The sequence below is a fragment of the Nonomuraea sp. NPDC049152 genome, from assembly GCF_040648355.1.
Taxonomy (GTDB): Bacteria; Actinomycetota; Actinomycetes; order Streptosporangiales; family Streptosporangiaceae; genus Nonomuraea.
Genome location: NZ_JBEZDO010000039.1, coordinates 67,568 through 86,172 on the forward strand (window position 1 = coordinate 67,568; position 18,605 = coordinate 86,172).

Annotated in this window: 21 protein-coding genes, 1 tRNA gene and 3 pseudogenes; 12 read left to right on the forward strand and 13 right to left on the reverse strand. The window is 67.6% G+C overall.

The window, feature by feature from the left end; translation table 11 throughout:
- The first annotated feature begins 28 nt into the window (after nt 1–28).
- Nucleotides 29–1,315 carry an MFS transporter gene (locus tag AB0B45_RS44475; RefSeq protein ID WP_358143901.1) on the forward strand — a complete coding sequence of 429 codons (1,287 nt, stop codon included), beginning with the start codon at nt 29–31 and terminating at the stop codon, nt 1,313–1,315.
- Between the two features lie 14 nt (nt 1,316–1,329).
- Here AB0B45_RS44475 and AB0B45_RS44480 read toward each other — a convergent pair whose 3' ends face one another.
- Nucleotides 1,330–1,668 carry a PspC domain-containing protein gene (locus tag AB0B45_RS44480; protein ID WP_358143902.1) on the reverse strand — a complete coding sequence of 113 codons (339 nt, stop codon included), beginning with the start codon at nt 1,666–1,668 and terminating at the stop codon, nt 1,330–1,332.
- Between the two features lie 65 nt (nt 1,669–1,733).
- Here AB0B45_RS44480 and AB0B45_RS44485 point away from each other — a divergent pair, with 65 nt between their 5' ends.
- Nucleotides 1,734–2,888: an acyl-CoA dehydrogenase family protein gene (locus AB0B45_RS44485; RefSeq protein ID WP_358143903.1), complete on the forward strand. Its 1,155-nt coding sequence runs from the start codon at nt 1,734–1,736 to the stop codon at nt 2,886–2,888.
- Between the two features lie 52 nt (nt 2,889–2,940).
- Nucleotides 2,941–3,013, forward strand: a tRNA-Lys gene (locus AB0B45_RS44490).
- Nucleotides 3,014–3,085: 72 nt separating this feature from the next.
- On the opposite strand, the pseudogene AB0B45_RS44495 reads toward AB0B45_RS44490, so the two are convergent.
- The 3 genes and pseudogenes from AB0B45_RS44495 to AB0B45_RS44505 all read right to left on the reverse strand — a co-directional run.
- Nucleotides 3,086–3,223, reverse strand: a pseudogene (locus AB0B45_RS44495) (hypothetical protein); the annotation flags it as partial.
- A 17-nt stretch (nt 3,224–3,240) separates the two neighbouring features.
- Entirely contained in the window at nt 3,241–3,657 is a 417-nt protein-coding gene (locus AB0B45_RS44500; RefSeq protein WP_358143905.1) for a transposase, read from the reverse strand.
- A gap of 1,103 nt (nt 3,658–4,760) precedes the next feature.
- Nucleotides 4,761–4,943 carry a hypothetical protein gene (locus AB0B45_RS44505; RefSeq protein ID WP_358143906.1) on the reverse strand — a complete coding sequence of 61 codons (183 nt, stop codon included), beginning with the start codon at nt 4,941–4,943 and terminating at the stop codon, nt 4,761–4,763.
- Nucleotides 4,944–5,757: 814 nt separating this feature from the next.
- Here AB0B45_RS44505 and AB0B45_RS44510 point away from each other — a divergent pair.
- Together AB0B45_RS44510 and AB0B45_RS44515 are read left to right on the forward strand one after the other, a co-directional pair.
- Nucleotides 5,758–6,012 (forward strand): MerR family transcriptional regulator, encoded by a 255-nt coding sequence (locus AB0B45_RS44510; RefSeq protein WP_358143928.1) that lies wholly within the window; start codon nt 5,758–5,760, stop codon nt 6,010–6,012.
- Nucleotides 6,013–6,204: 192 nt separating this feature from the next.
- Nucleotides 6,205–6,912 (forward strand): SRPBCC family protein, encoded by a 708-nt coding sequence (locus AB0B45_RS44515; RefSeq protein WP_358143908.1) that lies wholly within the window; start codon nt 6,205–6,207, stop codon nt 6,910–6,912.
- Here the strand turns inward: AB0B45_RS44515 and AB0B45_RS44520 are convergent.
- Both AB0B45_RS44520 and AB0B45_RS44525 read right to left on the reverse strand, forming a co-directional pair.
- Complete coding sequence (locus tag AB0B45_RS44520; RefSeq protein ID WP_358143909.1) at nt 6,873–7,058, reverse strand: hypothetical protein; 186 nt, start codon at nt 7,056–7,058, stop codon at nt 6,873–6,875. The two genes, AB0B45_RS44515 and AB0B45_RS44520, sit on opposite strands and share 40 nt — an antisense overlap.
- 217 nt (nt 7,059–7,275) lie before the next feature.
- Complete coding sequence (locus AB0B45_RS44525) at nt 7,276–7,614, reverse strand: lipopolysaccharide assembly protein LapA domain-containing protein (RefSeq protein ID WP_358143910.1); 339 nt, start codon at nt 7,612–7,614, stop codon at nt 7,276–7,278.
- A gap of 249 nt (nt 7,615–7,863) precedes the next feature.
- Between AB0B45_RS44525 and AB0B45_RS44530 the strand changes: the two genes are divergently transcribed.
- The 4 genes and pseudogenes from AB0B45_RS44530 (at nt 7,864) to AB0B45_RS44545 (ending at nt 10,105) form a co-directional block, all read left to right on the forward strand.
- The gene (locus AB0B45_RS44530; RefSeq protein ID WP_358143912.1) at nt 7,864–8,274 is read left to right on the forward strand and encodes a hypothetical protein; all 411 of its coding nucleotides are present in this window, start codon (nt 7,864–7,866) and stop codon (nt 8,272–8,274) included.
- 24 nt (nt 8,275–8,298) lie between these two features.
- A pseudogene (locus AB0B45_RS44535) lies at nt 8,299–8,616 on the forward strand (YihY/virulence factor BrkB family protein); the annotation flags it as partial.
- Nucleotides 8,617–8,740: 124 nt separating this feature from the next.
- Entirely contained in the window at nt 8,741–9,307 is a 567-nt protein-coding gene (locus tag AB0B45_RS44540; RefSeq protein ID WP_358143930.1) for a hypothetical protein, read from the forward strand.
- Between the two features lie 27 nt (nt 9,308–9,334).
- Nucleotides 9,335–10,105, forward strand: coding sequence for an STAS domain-containing protein (locus tag AB0B45_RS44545; protein WP_358143913.1), 771 nt, complete (start codon nt 9,335–9,337; stop codon nt 10,103–10,105).
- 181 nt (nt 10,106–10,286) lie between these two features.
- On the opposite strand, the gene AB0B45_RS44550 is transcribed toward AB0B45_RS44545, so the two are convergent.
- Nucleotides 10,287–10,502 (reverse strand): DUF2795 domain-containing protein, encoded by a 216-nt coding sequence (locus tag AB0B45_RS44550; protein ID WP_358143915.1) that lies wholly within the window; start codon nt 10,500–10,502, stop codon nt 10,287–10,289.
- A gap of 335 nt (nt 10,503–10,837) precedes the next feature.
- Here AB0B45_RS44550 and AB0B45_RS44555 point away from each other — a divergent pair, with 335 nt between their 5' ends.
- Entirely contained in the window at nt 10,838–11,017 is a 180-nt protein-coding gene (locus tag AB0B45_RS44555; protein WP_358143916.1) for a hypothetical protein, read from the forward strand.
- Between the two features lie 435 nt (nt 11,018–11,452).
- Here AB0B45_RS44555 and AB0B45_RS44560 read toward each other — a convergent pair whose 3' ends face one another.
- Nucleotides 11,453–12,574 carry an AI-2E family transporter gene (locus AB0B45_RS44560; RefSeq protein WP_358143917.1) on the reverse strand — a complete coding sequence of 374 codons (1,122 nt, stop codon included), beginning with the start codon at nt 12,572–12,574 and terminating at the stop codon, nt 11,453–11,455.
- Nucleotides 12,575–12,855: 281 nt separating this feature from the next.
- Between AB0B45_RS44560 and AB0B45_RS44565 the strand changes: the two genes are divergently transcribed.
- Nucleotides 12,856–13,323, forward strand: a complete 468-nt coding sequence (locus tag AB0B45_RS44565; RefSeq protein WP_358143919.1) for an STAS domain-containing protein — start codon at nt 12,856–12,858, stop codon at nt 13,321–13,323.
- Nucleotides 13,324–14,624: 1,301 nt separating this feature from the next.
- Here AB0B45_RS44565 and AB0B45_RS44570 read toward each other — a convergent pair.
- The 5 genes from AB0B45_RS44570 to AB0B45_RS44590 form a co-directional block, all read right to left on the reverse strand.
- The gene (locus tag AB0B45_RS44570; protein ID WP_358143920.1) at nt 14,625–15,458 is read right to left on the reverse strand and encodes a DUF1206 domain-containing protein; all 834 of its coding nucleotides are present in this window, start codon (nt 15,456–15,458) and stop codon (nt 14,625–14,627) included.
- Between the two features lie 238 nt (nt 15,459–15,696).
- Nucleotides 15,697–15,891: a hypothetical protein gene (locus tag AB0B45_RS44575; protein WP_358143922.1), complete on the reverse strand. Its 195-nt coding sequence runs from the start codon at nt 15,889–15,891 to the stop codon at nt 15,697–15,699.
- Nucleotide 15,892: 1 nt separating this feature from the next.
- Nucleotides 15,893–16,474, reverse strand: coding sequence for a hypothetical protein (locus AB0B45_RS44580; RefSeq protein WP_358143923.1), 582 nt, complete (start codon nt 16,472–16,474; stop codon nt 15,893–15,895).
- 4 nt (nt 16,475–16,478) lie between these two features.
- Nucleotides 16,479–17,108 carry a hypothetical protein gene (locus AB0B45_RS44585; protein WP_358143924.1) on the reverse strand — a complete coding sequence of 210 codons (630 nt, stop codon included), beginning with the start codon at nt 17,106–17,108 and terminating at the stop codon, nt 16,479–16,481.
- Between the two features lie 310 nt (nt 17,109–17,418).
- Nucleotides 17,419–17,574, reverse strand: coding sequence for a DUF6131 family protein (locus AB0B45_RS44590; RefSeq protein WP_358143926.1), 156 nt, complete (start codon nt 17,572–17,574; stop codon nt 17,419–17,421).
- Nucleotides 17,575–18,156: 582 nt separating this feature from the next.
- Here AB0B45_RS44590 and AB0B45_RS44595 point away from each other — a divergent pair.
- Nucleotides 18,157–18,423 (forward strand): annotated as a pseudogene (locus AB0B45_RS44595) (transposase); the annotation flags it as partial.
- Between the last annotated feature and the right edge of the window lie 182 nt (nt 18,424–18,605).

Below are 18,605 nucleotides of genomic sequence, written 5' to 3' on the forward strand. Positions count from 1 at the left end.
CACTCTGAGTCAGGTTCAGCGGGGACCTATGGGGGCTGGGCTTCCGGGGAGGCACAGGCGCGCCTCCGAACGACAGGCCACGTACGGCGAGGTCCTCGCCATACGCGAATTCCGTGCGCTCTGGTACGGCCAGGGCCTCTCCCTGCTCGGCGACCAGCTCGCGCAGGTGGCGCTCGCCGTGCTCGTGTTCAACAGGACGCAGTCGGCCATGGCCACGGCGGCCGTCTACGCGCTGACCTACCTGCCGTCGATCGTCGGCGGGCCGCTGCTCGCGGGCCTGGCCGACCGCTTCGCGCGCCGCCGCGTCATGATCGTGTGCGACCTCGTCCGCGCGCTGCTCGTGGCCGCCATGGCCGTACCCGGCATGCCGTTCGCCGCGCTGTGCGTGCTGGTGTTCTTCGTCGTGCTGCTCAGCGCGCCGTTCTCGGCGGCCAGGGCGGCGCTGCTGCCCGAGATCCTCGAAGGCGACCGCTACGTCGCGGGCTCGGCGTTGCAGAACATCACCAACCAGGCCGTCCAGATGCTCGGCTTCGCCGCGGGCGGCGCGATGATCGCCTTCCTCGGGCCCTACAGGGCGCTGGCGCTGGACGCGGCCACCTTCCTCGCCTCCGCGCTGATCCTCGTCTCGGGGGTACGGCGGAGGCCTGCCGCCGGCCGTACGGACGGATCGAAGCCGTCGATGTGGCACATGACGCGCGCCGGCGTCGTGCTGGTCTTCGGCGACAGGAAGCTGCGCACGCTCGTCATGTTCGCGTGGCTGTGCGGGTTCTACGTGCTGCCCGAGGGCATCGCGGTGCCGTACGCGGTCGAGCTGGCGAAGGGAACGACGTTGCCGGTGCCGGTGATCACCGGCCTGCTGATGGCGGCGATGCCGACGGGGACGGTGCTGGGGGCGTTCCTTTTCAGCAGGTTCGTCTCACCGTCGGGGCGGCTGCGGGCCATGGGGTGGCTGTCGATGCTCACATGTGCGCCGCTGATCGTGTGCGCGATGCGGCCCTCGCTGGCGATCGTGCTCGGCCTGTGGGTTCTGTCCGGGATCGGGGGCGCCTACCAGCTCGCGGCCAATGCCGCCTTCGTCCAGTGCGTCCCCGCTGAACGGCGCGGCCAGGCGTTCGGACTGGTGCAGTCAGGCCTGATGGCGGCGCAGGGCATCGGCATCCTGATCGGCGGACTGGCCGCCGAGAGACTCGGTCCCGAGCCCGTCGTCGCCCTCGCCGGGATCAGCGGGGTAACGGTCGCGGCCGTGCTGGCCATGATGTGGACCGAGTCTCGCGGCGACATCGTCGCCAGGGTGCGCGCTCAGGCCGCCGCCTGAGCCCGCCCGCATGGTCACGCCTGCGGCTTCTGGTCACCGGGAACGGTGGGCTCCTGGTGCTGCCAACCCGCGGCGGGGCTGTAGTCGGGGGTCTCCTGGTGCCAGGTGTCCTTGGCCTGCTTGTTGTTGATCAGGTCCTGGACGATCGAGGTGTTCTTGCCCTCCTCGGGCATGAGCAGCCAGCCGATCGCGTAGACGCCGATGCCGACGCCACCGAACACCGTCGCGATCGCCAGGCCGATCCTGACCAGGTTGGCGTCGATGCCGATGTAGTCGCCGATGCCGGAGCAGACGCCCGCGATGATCCTGCCCTGGCGGGTCCTGCGCAACTGCTTGATGTTCGATTCGCTCATGCCTCAAGACTGCCCTCGGGCGCGGCGTTTCCACATCGGGATTGCCCCTGGTAGAACCCTGGGGTATGGACGACTTGCTGCGGGTCGACGACAAGCTCACCGGCGACCAGAAACTGATCAGGGACACGGTCAGATCGTTCGTCGGCGACCGCGTCCTGCCGTACGTGGGCGACTGGTTCGAAGAGGCCGTCTTCCCTGCTCGCGAGCTCGCGCCCGCCCTCGGCGAGCTCGGGCTGCTCGGCATGCACCTCGAGGGGTACGGCTGCGCGGGCACCGACGCGACCTCGTACGGCGTGGCCTGCCGCGAGCTCGAAGCGGGCGATTCGGGGCTGCGTTCCTTCGTGTCGGTTCAGGGCTCCCTGGCCATGTTCCCCATCTGGAAGTACGGGTCGGAGGAGCAGAAGGAGCAATGGTTGCCCCTGATGGCCTCAGGGTCGGCCATCGGGTGCTTCGGCCTCACCGAGCCCGACCACGGCTCCGACCCCTCCTCCATGCGCACCTCCGCCAAGCGCGACGGCTCGGACTGGATCCTGAACGGATCCAAGATGTGGATCACCAACGGCTCGATCGCGGACGTCGCCGTGGTCTGGGCCCAGACCGACGACGGCATCCGCGGCTTCGTCGTCCCGACCGACACTCCCGGGTTCTCCGCTCCCCTGATCCACAAGAAGATGTCGCTCCGGGCGTCGGTGACATCCTCGCTGTACTTCGACGACGTACGCCTGCCGGCCTCCGCCGTACTGCCCGAGGTGGTCGGCCTGCGCGGGCCCCTCTCCTGCCTGTCCGAGGCCCGCTTCGGCATCCTCTGGGGCGTCGTCGGCGCCGCCCGCGCCTGCCTGGAATCGGCGATCGGCTACTCCCAGACCCGCGTCCAGTTCGACCGGCCCATCGGCGGATTCCAGCTGACGCAGGAGAAGCTTGCGTGGATGTACGTCGGGCTGGCACAGTCGTCGCTGACCGCTTTCCACCTGGGAGCCCTGAAGGACGCGGGGGAACTCACGCCCCGGCAGATCAGCTTCGGGAAGCTCTCCAACGTGCGAGCCGCGCTGGACATCGCCCGGCAGGCCCGCTCGATCCTGGGTGGAAACGGGATCACACTGGAGTACCCGGTGATCCGGCACATGACGAACCTGGAGAGCGTCCTGACGTACGAGGGAACCGAGGAGATACATACGCTGGTGCTGGGAGAGGCGCTGACGGGACTGTCGGCGTACAGGTGAGGTGCCTGACGTCGCGCTGGGGGCGATACTCTCTGTACCCTGCATCTTGCGAGGGGCGTTAGCTCAATTGGCAGAGCTGCGGACTTTTAATCCGTAGGTTCCGGGTTCGAGCCCCGGGCGCCCTACCTCACATGACCTGGGCGGACTCCCCTTTTCTTGATCGGGGAATCCGCCCAGGGTTGCACTATGGGTTGCAATCACGTCTCCCAGAGGGCGCGACCCATCCGCGCCGCCGCCTCCGTCGCGAGGGTCTTGGTGATGTGCGTGTAGCGCTTCGTCGTGGTCAGTTGCGAGTGGCCGAGGATGGCCTGCACGACCCGGAGATCCTGTGGGTGCCGGAAATAGTGCCACTCTAAGCGACCTGCGCATACTCATGGATCAGACCACCGAGGCGGTCTCTGCGAACCAGCCGAGGGTGGCCCGTCGGCGGGGTCGGATCGGGCCGCCCGTTCGGCGATGTCTGGTTCAGGGCCCGGTGAGGTCGATGGCGGTTGTAGTGATCGGCGTACTCCGCCAGGACGTGGCGCAGATGCCGCTCACCGGTGATCAGCATCCGGTCTAGGCATTCGCGGCGTACGCTGCCGATCCACCGCTCGGCAATTGCGTTGGCCCGCGGCGCTCGCACCGGCGTCATGATGGCCTTCACCCCGATCGAGGGGAACACGGCATCGAACAACGCGGTGAACTTCGCGTCCCGATCCCGGATCAGAAACCGCGCACCACCGGCGCTTTCCTGGAGATCTATGAGCAGGTTGCGGGCCTGCTGCACGACCCACGCACCGGTCGGATTCGCCGCCGACCAGATGCACCCGGCGACTGCCGTGCTCGATGAAGAACAGCACGTATAAGCGGCGCAGGAATATGGTGTCAACGTGGAAGAAGTCCACGGCCAGAATCGTCTTGGCCTGGGCGGCAAGGAACTCGCGCCATGTCGGCCCCGCGCGCTTCGGAGACGGCTCCATCCCTGCGGCCTTGAGGATCGCCCACACTGTCGATGGGGCGACCGCGTAGCCCAGGCCGACCAGTTCACCGTGAATGCGCCGATATCCCCAGGTCACATTCTCCCGAGCCAATCGCACCACCAGCCGCTGGAGGGTCATGCCCGTTCGCGGCCTGCCTGGGCGGCGGCGCGGAAACGTCCAGCGGCGCTTGACCAGATCGGCGTGCCAGCGCAGGAGCGTGCGCGGGGAGACGATCAACCGCAGTCGGCTACGTCACCCCCTCGGCAGCGCCCTCGTCAAGGCCGACAGGATCGCCCGGTCCGCCCACGACAGCCGAGGCCGCTTCACCTGCCGCTCAAGGACAGCCACCTGGTGGCGTAGCACCAAGATCTCGGCATCCTTGGCTCCAGCAGACCTGCCGAGCAGAACGAGCCAGCCACACAGCCGAGCAAAGATCAGATAGAGCAAACGGAAGGCCACGGCGATCAAGCATGCCGGGCAGGGATCGACAGCACCTCGTATACCGCCGCTGTCCGAGGGACGCATGCCAGGTCGGAGCAGGTGACACAGTTCTCGGCACCCACAGTGTTTTCGATGGGTTCACTGGTCGGAGTCTAGATTTTTGCGCCTCGCCCTGATCTGCAGGCCCGCCGCAGGGCAGGACGATGTTGCCGTGCCTGTCATGATCCTTGGCTCGCTCGGGTTTACCTTCCGAAACCCGCGGGAGGCGTCTTCTCGCGCCGGGCCGGTCGGCGTCACTACGGCCATCGCCCATGTCCATGTCGGCGACCTCGGCCCGCCCGGGAATCAGCCGGAAGACCTGGTTGAGACCGGTGCGGCGCAGCGTCCGCGCGTAGCGGCCCTGTGCCCCGGCCAGCACCAGGTCGCCGCCGAGGTGCCCGCGCCCGCTCACGCGCGCCGATCAGCGCGCCTATGCCAAGCCGCAGAACGCCAGCCGGGACAGAGCCGCCACCGCCGCGGCGGGCCGGTCGGCCAGGACGCGGTCCACCTCGCGCGCGAAGCCGGCGACTGTCGCCGCGTCCAGCTCGCCCCGCAGAGCGATCACCGGGCACACCGCGCCATGCCACACCACGATCGCCAGATCATCCCCCACCTCTGCCTCTGACGGTGCCCTGGACCCTGGCCGTGGATCTGGACCTGGCTGTGCTCGCCCATCGCCCTCACCTCACTGCCTGGGGATCTGCCCGCCCTCGCGTCGATCATGTCGGGGCGAGGGCTGGTTGTTGCCCTTCGCGGGCAGAAAACCTGTTGTCGTCATGGTAGACATTCTCGCCGGGTGGGGATAATGTCTCTGACATCGCAAGGGATGGATCCACGAGGGCAGCGCAGGACGAGCACCATGACGAACTGCCCGGACGGACGTGGACAGCAGTACGGAGCGGAAAGGCAGGAGGCAGAAGGTCGGACTGTCGCGGCCAGTGCAGTGGAAGAGGGCCGGGGCGGTGGACGCGCTGCCGTTGCACGGAGTCGACGCACGCTGTCGACGTAGGGATAACCGGAAAGGAGTGTTGAACGCCATCAGGATCGCCCGTCGCCGGCTAGATGTCATCGCCGCACGGGTACCGCAGCTCCACGAACAGGACGGTGGTCTACGGTCACGCTTACGCGATCCCCGCACCCCGCCCCAGCAGGCGGGCATATGCGGAAGAAGTGACCGGCCGGATGGCCGGTCGATGGTGTTAAACCTCATTCGGGCCCCGGCGCATCCATGCGCCGGGGCCCCTGTCCGCATTCGGGAAGGTTGAATGGATCAAACACACCAGGTGTCGCACTCCAGGCGAGACCCGCACCACCGCACCAACGACACGGCAGCTGGCACGAGGGCCGGCACGGAGGCTGACAAGCCGGCCGCCGCCTCCGGCAGTCCCGAGCAACGGCTCGATGACGAGGACTACCCGGCCTACAGCATGGGTCGGGCCGCCGACATCCTCGGCGTCAGCCCAGCGTTTCTGCGCAGTCTCGGCGCCGCCAAACTGATCGAGCCGCTGCGCTCGGAGGGCGGCCACCGCCGCTTCTCCCGCTACCAGCTCCGCCTGGCCGCTCGCGCCCGCGAACTCGTCGATGCTGGCACCGCCCTGGAGGCGGCCTGCCGCATCATCATCTTGGAAGACCAGCTCGCCGAGGCTCTACGCATCAACGAAGAACTGCGTCAACGCGACTGACCGCTGGATTCCGGCCCCAGCAGAGCCGGGGTCGCAGGACCCACCGCACAGCAAAGACGCCAGGCAGCGCCGCGACAGTGCGCACCTGGCGCTCTTGCCGTTGCCCGCTCCCGCGCGGAAGACAAGATCGGGGGCCTCGCCGACCGGCTGACCGACTACGCCGACAACGGCGGGAAGAGCCTCATCGGCGCGGTGACCGGCTCGGACGAGCCCGGCAGCGTGCTGAGCGGAGCCCTCAAAGGAGGACGGAAAAAGCTGCGGGGGAAGGTCACCAGCGGGAAGCGTGGCAAGGGCGGCCCTGAGAAGGCCACCAACATCGTCGAGACGATCGACATCGGCGCGCCCCGCCGCCTGGTGTACGACCAGTGGACCCGGATTGCGGACTTCCCGACCTTTATAAAGAAGGTGGCGAACGTCAAGCAGGACTCCGACACGGAGCTCACCTGGAAGGCTCAGGTCTTCGCCTTCCACCGAAACTGGAAGGTACACATCATCGAGCAGATTCCGGACCAGCGGATCTTCTGGTGTTCCGAGGGCCGCAAGGGCCGGGAGGGCCCTGTCGACGGGGTCGTGACGTTCCACGAGATCGCCGACGACCTCACCCGGATCCTGGTGGTGCTGCAGTATCACCCGAAGGGGCTGTTCGAGCGCACCGGAAACCTGTGGCGCGCTCAGGGACGGCGGGTACGGCTGGAACTGAAGAACTTCGAGCGGCACGTGATGGCGCATGTCCTGCTGCACCCCGACAGCGTCGGCGAGGGGTGGCGCGGTGAGATCCGCGACGGCAAGGTCGTCAAGGACCACCAGACGGCGATGGAGGAGGCGCGCGCAGAGCCGGGGAAGCGGCGAGCGATCACTCCCTACTCCATTCGACGACGAGCGACCGGGGCGGCGGGGTAGCGCATGTGCAGGCGCAGGCGGGAGTGGCCGTCGGGACGGTCGAGCCGGACCTCGTCGCACAGCCGGCGGATCAGGTACAGCCCGAACCCGCGGTGGGCGCCGTGGGCGCCGGGGCTGGGTATCCGGTTCAGGTGCTCGCAGGTCAAGATGCCAGCGTCATTGATGATGTCGAGCGAAGACGACGTCCAGGCCGGTGATGTGAAGGATGCGTTCACACCTGCCGTGCACACCGGTGAGGGCGAGTTCGCCGCCCGCCCTCTGGCACCGCGAGGCGCCCGGCTCAGGCACAGTATGCGCGCATCTCAGGGCAGATGACAACGGCTGCTCCCGCTCGGGCGCCAGGCTGCTGTGTACTCACGCCATCTAGCGCGCCGCGTCGGAACCTGGCGCGGACTGGCTCTGCTGAGGGTTGGCGGGCGGTTGCTGGTCCGCTGCTGCGGCAGGTGTGATGTGCGAGGCTTGTGATCGCGGGGGTGAGGGGTGCAGGGCGGCGCGGCGCAGTTGCAGGATCCTCGCTGTGCCGGGGATGGCCACAGCCAGGATGCCGCCAATGGCGGCCAGCAACAGCGCCACGCCGAGTGGCAGGTAAGCCTGCCAGCCAAGGAAGGAAACCTGCACCCGTTGATCGTTTTGCAGGACGAAGATCAGCAAGACGAGGAGCACGAGCGCACCGCCGATCAACGCTACCCACCAGCCGCCCACGCGGGTACGCCGAACCGGCCACCGACGTGGCTTCCGCTGGCCCGGCGAGGAGGGGTTCGGGGCGTTCATACGGCCAGTCTGCGCCTATGGCGGGCGTACTGCCATAGAGGCCGACCAACCATCCAGAGGCCGAATGAGGCGGGCGATCAAACCCTTGAAGCTCCGGTGACGAGCCAGGCGCAAACAGTGGGCGGTGCGTATCTCGCACGGGGCGGGGAAGGGCTTGATCTGGGAAGAAGGTGATCGCAAGTGGAGCATACCCAGCAGGGTTTCACGTTGCAGGTCAGCATTTCCGATCACGGCCACTGCACCATGGTCAGCGCCCGAGGGGTGCTGGACCGCGTCAGCGAGCCGGTGTTCATGGCCCATGTCGATGCCGCTTGGCTGTGGAGCGACGGCCCGGCCCTGATCCTCGACGCGGGTGGGGTGACGTTCTGCGACTTCGAGGGAGTGGGTGCGTTCGCCGCCATCGCCCGGCGGCTTTCGACGTTTTCCGCCGCCGGAGTCGGGCAACTCCTAACGACAAGCGGCCCTGCCAGCGCCCCCACGTTGCGGCCCTGGGCGGGCCCTTTTCCATCGTCGCTCGACATCCCGGGCGCGGCCCGCACCCCCGGCACGCATGGCGGCGGGTGTGGCGGTATCGGATGCGGCGCGGGGTAGTGAGCAGCCATACCAATGAGCCGGATGCTCAAGCGGGCAGCCAAGCACGCGGCGGCGGCTTGGTCGACGGCCCGCCGCCGCTACGGCTGGCTCGATCACCTGGTGCGCGCCCTCGTGCGCTATGACCAGGTCGACGCCGGGCGCCTGTCGGCCGCGTTGACCTACTACGCCTTCTTCGCCACCTTCGCCCTGATCCTGCTCGGCTTCTCGCTGCTCGGACACGTCCTGGACAACCCCGCGGTGCTGGCCACGGTGCCGGGCTACCTCAGCGACAACTTCCCCCGCTTAGACATCCAGGCGCTGCGCCAGGCCCGCGAAACAGTGGGCATCATCGCCCTCATCGCCCTGCCGCTGGCTGGGCTGTTCTGGATGGACACGCTGCGCTCAGCCAGCCGGGCCATCTGGCACCTGGAGCAATACCCGGGCGGCTTCTGTCTGGCTACGCCAGCTCATCGACCTGGCCATCCTGGCCGGTCTCGGTCTGCTGCTGGCCGTCAGCCTGGCCGCGGCCTTCGCCGCCGAATCGCTGCTGGGCTGGCTGCTGACCCACACCCTCACAGGCGACGCCGCCCCGGCCCGGTGGCTGCAAACCGGCGCCGGCGTCGCGCTCGGCCTGGGCGTGAACCTGCTGCCGGCCACCTCCCTGCTGTCGGCACCGCCTCGGCTGCGCCTGCCATTGCGGCGGCTGCTCGGACCCGCCCTGCTCATCACCGTCGGCCTGCAAATCCTCAACAGCCTGGGGCAGGTCTACCTTCAGCTCACCGCGGCCAACCCTGCCTACCAGCTGGTGGCCGGCGCCGCCGTCATGCTCGTCTACCTCAAGGCCGCCAACCAGCTGATCCTGCTCGCCACCGCGCTGGCCGCCACCAGCACCACCGGCACCATCACCGACCTGGCCACCCGACCAACACCCGCCGAACCCGCACCACCCCCCAGACGCCACCCGCACGCCACCGCGGCTCCCAGCGGACCGCACCACCCACTCCGACGCCCACTCAGGCCCCGTTTCCGATGGTCGCGCGGGGACAAATGAGACTCCACCCCGGGTGGTGGACCCTGCATGAGCGACACGCTGAAGCTGATCACCACACCGGACGCCGGCACGCTCATCCTCCAGCCCAGCGGCGAGCTGACCTGGCAAACCGCCACCGCCCTACGCGCCTGGTTCGAGGAGTACGCGAGCGACCCGGCCCCGCTGACCGTGATCGACCTGTCCGCGCTCAACTTTCTTGACTCCACCGGCCTGGCCGCCCTCATCGCGATCTACACCCGCCTCAGCGACGCTGGGGCCCGGCTCGCCTACCGCAGGCGAACAACTGGCAGATGTCGCGGGCGATCGAGCTGGGCAACGGGGAAGGATCGGCCATCTGCCGCAGCGCTACAGCGCGCCTGCGGCGTCGGGGAGTTCGCGGACTTGGCAAAACATGCCCACATGCGCCCGGCACGCTGGCCTTGCGCTTTCGGAGTCTGCGCGCTACCCACGCGCGTGCGCGCGATCGCAGGACCCGGCCGGGTGACCTGCACGAGCCGGACGTGGCGCTGCTGGCACAGCAGACCTGTCCCGAGGCGAATCTTTGGGGACCTCCTCGGGACAGGCACTCGCAGCATCTGCCCGGCGGGGACGCGTGGAAACCGTGCCTCGCAACCGCAGACCCGACAGGGCAGTACCCGCGTATCCGGATCGGGGAGGTCGCGGTGGGATGCGCGGGCGGCGGCACCGAACCGGTCGGCGTTGCTGGCCGAAGAGATCGCTGTCGCGCTGCGCGCGGCATCGGTGGTCGTCGAGCACCGCGACCTGGACAAGCTCGTCGTCGAGCGCCAGCCACGCTGAGCGTGCCCGGGACTGCTCAACTCAGCCCCGGGCACGCCTTTGATCACATCACACCGGCTCTCGCATCACCGCGATGCGCGGGCCGGTTCTTCAGTACGCGGATTCCTTGCGCTGTTGACCGGACAGGCGGTCTGAGGCGGTTCCGCTCAGCGTTGCCGGACCGCGACGACCGGCTCTGCGGCTACTTCAGCAGCTTGCGCTCCTTGAGCGCCCGGACCACGTCCTCTGCCTGGGAGTACTGGAGGGCGCGGTTCGTAGTGAACGTCTCGACGACGGGCTCGGGGGCGTTCTTGTCCTTCAGGGCCTTGGCCACGCTCTGCGCGGTGGCCGGATATTGCATGCCGGCCAGGGCCTTCTTGACGAAGTCTGCGGTGACCGTCTCGTTGGTGATGGACATGGTTCTCCCCTACAGATTGATACGAAGAGTTACTGTTTGATTTCAGACAGTAACATTCGTGAAGTTGGTCCCTTCCGGCGGCCCGGCGGTCGGGGCGAACCCGCCACGCATCGCCTCATCGACGCCAACAGAGACGAGGCGCTGATATGCGACAGGCACGCGATCGACGCCCGTCAACGAGCCCGTGGCGGGGTGCCGTTGTGCGCGCTGCTCCCTGCTACCGGCCTGGTCAGGGCGCGTTCCACGGCGCTAGCGGGGTACTTCCGGCAGCAGGTCTCGCGAAAACGTCTCAGGCGGCGAGATCCCTGGATCGTGTCGGAAGAACAGGAGTGACCATGACGTCCACACCGGCCACTCCCACGCCCGACCAGATGCGAGCGCTTGCCGCCCGCGCCGACCAGTTGGCGAACGCCATCGACACACTGGCGGGCGACCTCTCGCAGACCGACCCCGCGGGCCGTGCCGGATTCCGGCTGCCGGATGCCGCCGATCGGCGTTTGCAGGTCGCCTGGTGAGAGCCTCTTCTTTCACCCGCAAAACGGATTGTTGTCCCGAACGCCTCTCGGCAGCTACCGCCCGGCGCGCGGTCGGGCATGCGGTAGCGCGGCAAGGGCGTGCCGGTGGCGCCGGCCTGCTCACCCCACATGTCGACGTCGCCTGGGCCGCCGTCGTCGACGTCCGGGTCGGCGGCGGCAGCCGCCTGTGGCCGCGACATATAGCTCTTCGGCGAGGTCTCTCAACGCGGCCACGCAGTTGTAGGGGTTACGCGTGGCGGGGCTGCTGTCGGGGTGGGTGTTCTTGACCGCCCCGCACATCACGTCGGCATATCGCCGCAGCGCTTGGCGGGCGCGGATCTGCCGGGCCCGGTCGACCGGATCGAGTTGGGCCAGCAACGCCTCGCCGATGACCCCAGTACCGATCGCGGTGGCATCGAGTGGCGGGGGCAGGGATCAGTCCATGGAGGTGGGCGACTCGCTGCTCGCCTGTTCAGGCGCCGGCTTGGGGCCGTCCCGATCAGGTACCGCTGGTGTCCGTGGTCGCCGACCCGGCCCAGGCGGGCGTCCGCGCGGCTCCTCCCTGAAGAGCTCGGGTATCGCTCGGTAGAGGATCGCGGTGATGGGCACGGCCACGACCGCGCCCGCGATGCCGGCGAGGATGCCGCCGACCGCGAGCACGATGATGATCGCCAGCGGATGGAAGTGAAGCACGCGGCCGACGATCAGCGGCTGCAGGACGTGGTTCTCCAGTTGTTGCTCGACGAGCAGGATGCCGAGGAAGATCAGCGCGTAGATCGGGCCCTTCGCGCCGAGCGTGACCAGCGTGGCCACGGCTCCGGCGAAGAAGATGCCCACGATCGGGATGAAGCTGGCCAGGAAGATCAGCACGGCGAGCGCGGCCCACAGCGGGACGCCCATGACCGCCAGCACGATACCGATGACGACTCCGTGCACCGCGGCCACGGCCACGGTGCCCTGCACGTAGTGGGAGAGCGTGACCCAGGCGGTCCTGCCCGCACGGTCGACCCGTGGCGCGGCCGTACCGAATGCTTGGAGGAACCAGGCCCAGATCCGGTCGCCGTCCTTGAGCAGGAAGAACGTCACGAAGAGCAGGAGCACGATCGAGGCCAGCACCTCGAGCACCACGACGGTACCGGCGAGCACCGTCGAAGTGATCTGCTGCTGTTGCTGGGTGACCATGGTGGCGATGTCGTCGACCCATCTGCTGATCTGGTTCGGCTCCAGGTTCAGCGGGCCGGTGTAGAGCCAGCCCTCCACCGTCTTGGCGGTCTCCTGCACCTGTCTGACCAGGCTGGGGAACTCCGCGTTGGCCCTTACCCCGATGATCCAGCCCGTCCCGCCCAGCACCGCCAACGCGACCAGCATGGTGATCCACGTGGCGTAGATCGGTCGTAGCCCCACCGCGCGCAGTCGCCTGGTAAGCGGGAACAGCAGGGCGGTCAACAGCAGCGCGACCGCGACCGGCAAGGCGACGATGCGCATCATCGCCACGAAACCGAACACGTAGTCGGCCACGATGCCGATGAGGATCAGACACGCGCTCCATGCCGCCATCTTCGCCAGCGTGGGGGGCACAAGCCTCCAGAGACGCTCCCGATCCGACTCGACACGTTTCCGGCTGTGACCTCTGGCTACGATGCGCACAGCTCACCTTCTGCCCCGCAACAGGGGGTCCAGGCGACCAGGTTCATCCAGGGTGGTGGCTTCCGGCCGTAGGGGAAGGCCGAGAAGGCCAGCACACCGCCCCGCGAGTCTGTGCCGAGTTCGAGGCAGCGCTCGAGTGTGCGGGCGGCTTAGAAGGCGGATTCTCCCTGTTCGGGAGGGAAGAAGCCCCTGTGAAGGGGGTGGTCCTGATGGGACTGTTGGACAGGCCGGGGGCTCAGGAACAGCCACTGCGCGTTGTCGTGCGCCGCACGCCCTCGGTACTCGTGCTCGTCCTACACGGGGAACTGGACATGCACACCAGGACGTTGCTGACCGGCGAGTTGGACAAGGTTCTGGCCCAGTCAGTGCCGTATCCGCCTGGCGTGATCGTGGACCTGTCGAAGCTGGCGTTCTGCGATTCCTCCGGGCTGAGCGCGCTGATCGGCATCCGGCATCAGATGATGGCGGCCGGTCGGCCGCTGGCCCTGGCCGGGGCGCATGACAATGTCGAGCAGATCCTGTACCGCACCGGCCTGGACCGGGTCTTCCGCTGCTATCCGACGCTGACCGACGCCGAGAACGCACTGCTCGGACGCGCCCATCCGTGCCCCCCGTTGCCGGGTGGTTCGCCGGAGCCCCCGCCGGGAAGTCGTGGGTGAGCACCTGCCCCGAGAGGTCCCTGGAAGTTCGCCTCGGGGCAGGCTGCCCATCCACCCGCGGATCATGCTCCGGCGCCGGCCTTTGCCTGGCCTACACCGCTTGTTGTGAGCCCTGAGGCCGTAGCACCGTTACGCCAGGCACCTCTCCAACGGCGATCGCCAGGCAGTCAGGGCAACGGATCGACAGCGTCGGGTCGAACTGCAGCGGCTCACCGTGCCCGGCCCCGTAGAACGGAAGCAAGTGGCGCTGCGGCACCAAGGCGACCGGCTCCCCGCACGAGGCGGTTTGCCACCCGACGAGGTCATCAGCGTTAGCGGGCACCGCGTGATGGATTAGCTGGTGGACATTCACATGAGGATCCACGCCCACCCACGACCTCGCCGCGGTCACCTCCGGTTCGAGTTGCATTGAGCATAGGCCCGCAGGCGGCAGCAGTCCGGGAAAGCGGCCTGCTGGAAGCGGTGCTTGATGTCAGATGCGGTCAGCTGGCTGATAGGCGGCGGGCAGTCGGCTGTGTGTCGTTCCGCAAAGGCAGAGACGGTCATTTCCGGGAGGCGCTGCTGGGCGTCACCCTGCTCTGCGACCGCCTGTGTATTCAAGCCAGGCCTAGGAGCTGACTGGGGGTGCCATGTTCGGGCGGACCGGGGCGTCCTTCCGTTATTGCTCACAGTGGTGTCATCTCTCCTCCGCAACCCCGGAGGCGCGGTTTCTGCACGGCACATCCGGAGACACTACAAATAGTAGCCGATCGCTACTTAATGCAATCAAGAGGAGTCGATCATGAGCAAAGCAATCGTGGTCATCATCGCACTGGTCATCGCGTCGACGCTGGCGACTATCGGCGTCCTGGCCTTCCGTCAGGACTCTCGGCCTGCCCGGGCCAAGGTTCGTGCTTGACGCACATAGACACGCCCCCTGCGCCGTTCGCCCTCAGGCAAGGGACCGAACAGTCAGCCGCTATCCATCTCCGCACGAGACAAGTCCAACGAAAGTCTTGGTCGTCGTCTTGGTGTGCGAGGGCAAGAGCGCGAGCGTCATGGGACCATCATGGACCGCTGACATCGTGGGTGCCGGAGCTCGCTGACCCGCAGAGGACCTGGTCACCGGAGTGCTTGGCTTGATGGCGCTACGCGGCCGGTCGGTTGACCACCCGCCATGTGCGGCTGGCCCCCCAACGGCCCCGGCCTTTGCCTGTCTACTAGCCTGTCGGTCGGCGTGCCCAGCAGTGTCGAGGGGCTGTCGCGCTCGTGCGGGGTGAGTAGCCACGTTCTCAGATCCCCCGTCATCGGTGGCTCCCTTTCTACCCGGGCTCGGTCTTACGCCAGCGGGCCTCGAAAAAGGAGTAAACCCCGAAGGTCACCAAGCCCAGCGCGACAGCAACCAGCAGCCAAGGACCGAGCGGTGTCGACGCGATCTTGCGCAGGGTCCCGTCCAGACCTTGGGCCTCTTTGGAGTCGAACGTGGCGGCGGCAATGATGAGGAACACCCCGAGAACGCTGAAGACGCCTCCTCGCGCGAGGATGCCTATCATCCCCAGCGTCTCGACCGACTTGCGGGTGCGCGCGTTCATCTGTGCCATGTGCAGGTTATCGATGAACTTCTTTCGGACGGCTTGCACCATCATGCCTACGCCGACCGCGATGACGCCGAGACCGATCAGCAGAACCAGCCATCGGCCGCCCGTATAGCTCATGAGCGTTGCGGTGAAGTCCTTGGATTGCCTGTTGCCCGAACGTTGGCTCCCGACGCCCATCAGGAAACTGACGATGCCGGTGCAGAGGGCTACGTAGATAGCGGCGAGCGCCAGCGATGCCAACCGCTTCGCGACCGTGTGCCCGTTCGGGCTGGCCTGCCCGTACACCACCTCGGCGACCCGCCACAGCGCCAGCCCCGCGAAGCCGACGGCGACCAGCCACAAGAGCACGAACCCGCCGGGGTGCGCGGCTACGGCATGCAGCGCGCCCGCGGCGTCAGCGGTCTTACCGCCGATCCCGAGCGCGATCTGTACGGCCAGCAGGCCAATCAGCACGTAGTTCACGCCACAGGCCACGAACCCCCCGCGCGCGAGCCCCTCCAGCCAGTGGCTAGAGGCCGCCTTGCGGCCCGCGGACTCGACGCCGCGCTTCATCGCCATCACAGACACCTCCATTCTCGGCGCGGCAGCGACCAGTTGGCCAACCCCAGGCCGGGCCACAGGCAGGGGCCAGACGATGATGGCCGTGTCTGCCTCCTGGGCGGCAGGTGGTTGTCCAGCTACGCCGGCCCTGGAGGCTGGCGCGAAACACTGATGCGGGACGGCGTTGATAGGCAGCGGCGAGGTTGCCGCCTGCTCGCCTGGGAGGGGCGTTCCTCGATCATCCTCCCCACGGCCGTCAGCGTCGTGTACGGCGCGAGCCGCCGAGGAGGCCGCCGGTGCTGCCCGCGCCGATCCCCGCCTGATGCAGGGCCAGCAGGCACAGGCCGAGCAGCATGAATGTCACGCCGCTGATCCCGCCCGGGATGTCGATGCCCAGAACGTCGAGCAGGAAGCCGATTCCGAAAATGATCGCTGCCACGATGGCGAGCACGTCACCTGACCTCATTTCTGGGGGCCGACAGCGCGAGCAGTTGTTCGAGCGTGGCCTTGTAGTCGCGAAGAGTCAGCCTGAGCTGCTCGGTGTCGCTTTGGTCGGTGTTCTTCCACCGGTCGCGCAGCTCGCTCGTGCGCGTGGTCAGCGAGCTGGTGAGCGTGGTGACGATCTCCTCGACAAGCTCGTCCGCCTGCTCCATCGCCTGGCGCGGGTCGTCCACGAACGTGGTCTGCAGGTCTCGCCAGCGCGTGCGCGCCTGCTCAAGGTCCTGGTCGAACAGGGCGGGGCTCTGCGGGGGTACGGCATGCGCCCGGGCTGGGGCGGGTTCGGGCTCGACCGGCACGTCGCCGGTGGCGGCGTCGAGGTCCGTGGACCGCCTGTCCTGGGACACTACGTGGGGGTCGGTCGAACTCTGGGCCTCGTGGCCCGCCGGCTCCTCCACCGAGTCACGAACATCCCTGCGGGCCTGTTCCCTGTGCGCAGGGGCAGGGCCCGTCGCTGGGGCGTCGCCCCTATTTACCGCTTCCTCGCGCTGCCGCGGCGTTCGCAGATCTTCGTCTTCGCGCTTGCGCGGGTTCATGTCGTCACCGTCCTCCGGGATCGCGACGGGAGCTGCCTTCGTCATGGTCATCGCGGCCCGTCGCCGGATCGCGGCGGGCGGCGCGGTCGCTCGCCGGCGACTCCCCGAGCAGCTCCTCGAACAGGGAGCGGTAGTGCCTCATCGCCTGGCGCAACTCCTCCGTCGAGGCCTTCTTCGCGGCCGCACGACCACTGATCTCATGGGCTTGCCGGTACTGGTCAAGAGTGTCGCCGTGCCCCACCGAAAGGTCGGACACCCGCTGCTCGAAGTCCTCGATCGGGTAGCCGCGCTCGGCCATGACCCCCGTCACCAGCTGGTCGGCCTCCGTCACCGCGAAACCAGGAGCATCGACGAAACGCTTCTGCACCTCTGTCCAGCGCTCGGCATAGGTCCGCCGGCTCTCGGGCGTCAGCGGACGGATGTCGAGCTCGGCGACGCGTTCCTCACGGGCGCGCAACTCCTGTTCGGCCGCTCCCGTGTTCTTCTGCTCGGCCAGCGTGCGTTCGTATTCAGGGCCGAACCGTTCGCGGAGGCGGCCACGGCGCTGATGCCGCAGTGCAAGATATGCGACTACGGCGATGGCCGCCACCACTACCACGACGACGGCCACCCAGATCAGAGTCTCGGTGGTCATGTGACGCCTCCGAATCTGCTTGTTGAGATCCCGACTGCCCTGGAGACGACGCTCGAAACGCCCAGGTCAGTCCCCACTTCGATGACTTCGCGCGCAGTACCTGGGGAGCGTCTGGCACGATCCTCGTGCTCGCGCTCGTGGCCACTGTGCCGACGAGCAGCAGCGCGGCCTGCGGGCTTCACTTGACGCACCGCTCGCCGACTGGCCGGTTAACCCACCCGCAAGGACACAGAAGTACCGTGACGAAAAGCTGCCCTGATCCCGCAACGTGACTGCGTTCAGTTCGGATAATCCGCGCCCGCGCCGGGCGTCAGAACCAGTGTCGTCGGCCAGCGACCGGACGCCCGATCGAGCCCAACAAGAGCAGCACGAGGCCGATGACGAGGAGGATGGCGCCGATCGTAAACAGGATCGAGATGCCGAGGAGCCACCCAAGCACCACCAGGATCACACCGAGGATGATCATGACATCCTCCTTGGAAGACATGAATCCTCTGCTACGTGGTCGCGTAGCAATTGCAATATTCCCTGGTCGCTGGCATCTAAATCGTTCGAGCGGTCCCACCTGCGGGTCCTGCAGGGAATTGACATGCGGCATGACCGGGGCGGGAAGGAAGTCTCGTCGAGCCATGGGTGGCAGGGGGCGCCGTCTGCCCAGCACGCAGCACCTCTCTGCACCACGCCGTTGGAATCAGAGAGGTATGACGGCGGAAAAGCGAAGCGGCTCTGATCCACTTCTCGGGAATGCCCTCCGTGACGTTCGTACGGCCGGTATCTGATCATGTGTGAACTGTGATCGGATCTTGGGGCTGATACTCCCGCACTTGGCCGAGCTGGTCGTCGAAGACCTCCGCGAGGTTGACGGGAGATTCAGGATCAAGGCTCGGACCGCGACGGACAAGGTGCGGTGTCCCGACTGCGGGTGCTGCTCGCAACGGGTCCATGATCGGTATCAGCGGAGGCGCGCCGACCTGGCGGCGGGCGGACGCCCAGTGACGTGGTGCTGGTCGTCCGCCGGTTCCGGTGTGAGGCCGCAAAGAACCACCACCGGCTCCACTCCGAAACGGCCTTCGCGATGCTCTGCGGCACGACCCCGATCCCGGTATCGTCAGGCAAGATCACCCGTCACCACCTCAACCGAGGCGGTGACCGGCAACCCAACCGAGCCCTGCACCGCATCGCGCTCCGCCGCCTGCGCGGGGACCTGCGCACCCACGCCTACATGGAACGACGCATCAAGGACGGCCTGTCCCAGAAGGACATCATCCGCTGCCTCAAGCGCTACATCGCTCGCGAGATCTACCAGGTTCTCACCGCACCCAGCCCTCTGTTCGATAGGCACCACGGGCACTGTCGCGTCCGACATCCGGGGCAATGGTCAACATCAAGAGTCCTCATCGCTACGGCTGATGACCGCCCGCGCCCCCGGCCCCAAAGGCAGGTCGGCGGCCGAGCCGTCGGCTTCCAACCAACCAAGCTGGTCGGCGAGTTGCCTGG

Bases quoted from the DNA above. Each gene is read 5' to 3' on its own strand.
- AB0B45_RS44485 (WP_358143903.1), top strand. From the start codon at position 1,734: ATGGACGACTTGCTGCGGGTCGACGACAAGCTCACCGGCGACCAGAAA.
- AB0B45_RS44580 (WP_358143923.1), bottom strand. From the start codon at position 16,474: ATGAACCCGCGCAAGCGCGAAGACGAAGATCTGCGAACGCCGCGGCAG.
- AB0B45_RS44560 (WP_358143917.1), bottom strand. From the start codon at position 12,574: ATGGCGGCATGGAGCGCGTGTCTGATCCTCATCGGCATCGTGGCCGAC.
- AB0B45_RS44545 (WP_358143913.1), top strand. From the start codon at position 9,335: ATGAGCGACACGCTGAAGCTGATCACCACACCGGACGCCGGCACGCTC.
- AB0B45_RS44550 (WP_358143915.1), bottom strand. From the start codon at position 10,502: ATGTCCATCACCAACGAGACGGTCACCGCAGACTTCGTCAAGAAGGCC.
- AB0B45_RS44510 (WP_358143928.1), top strand. From the start codon at position 5,758: ATGGGTCGGGCCGCCGACATCCTCGGCGTCAGCCCAGCGTTTCTGCGC.
- AB0B45_RS44585 (WP_358143924.1), bottom strand. From the start codon at position 17,108: ATGACCACCGAGACTCTGATCTGGGTGGCCGTCGTCGTGGTAGTGGTG.
- AB0B45_RS44570 (WP_358143920.1), bottom strand. From the start codon at position 15,458: ATGGCGATGAAGCGCGGCGTCGAGTCCGCGGGCCGCAAGGCGGCCTCT.
- AB0B45_RS44480 (WP_358143902.1), bottom strand. From the start codon at position 1,668: ATGAGCGAATCGAACATCAAGCAGTTGCGCAGGACCCGCCAGGGCAGG.
- AB0B45_RS44475 (WP_358143901.1), top strand. From the start codon at position 29: ATGGGGGCTGGGCTTCCGGGGAGGCACAGGCGCGCCTCCGAACGACAG.
- AB0B45_RS44590 (WP_358143926.1), bottom strand. From the start codon at position 17,574: ATGATCATCCTCGGTGTGATCCTGGTGGTGCTTGGGTGGCTCCTCGGC.
- AB0B45_RS44555 (WP_358143916.1), top strand. From the start codon at position 10,838: ATGACGTCCACACCGGCCACTCCCACGCCCGACCAGATGCGAGCGCTT.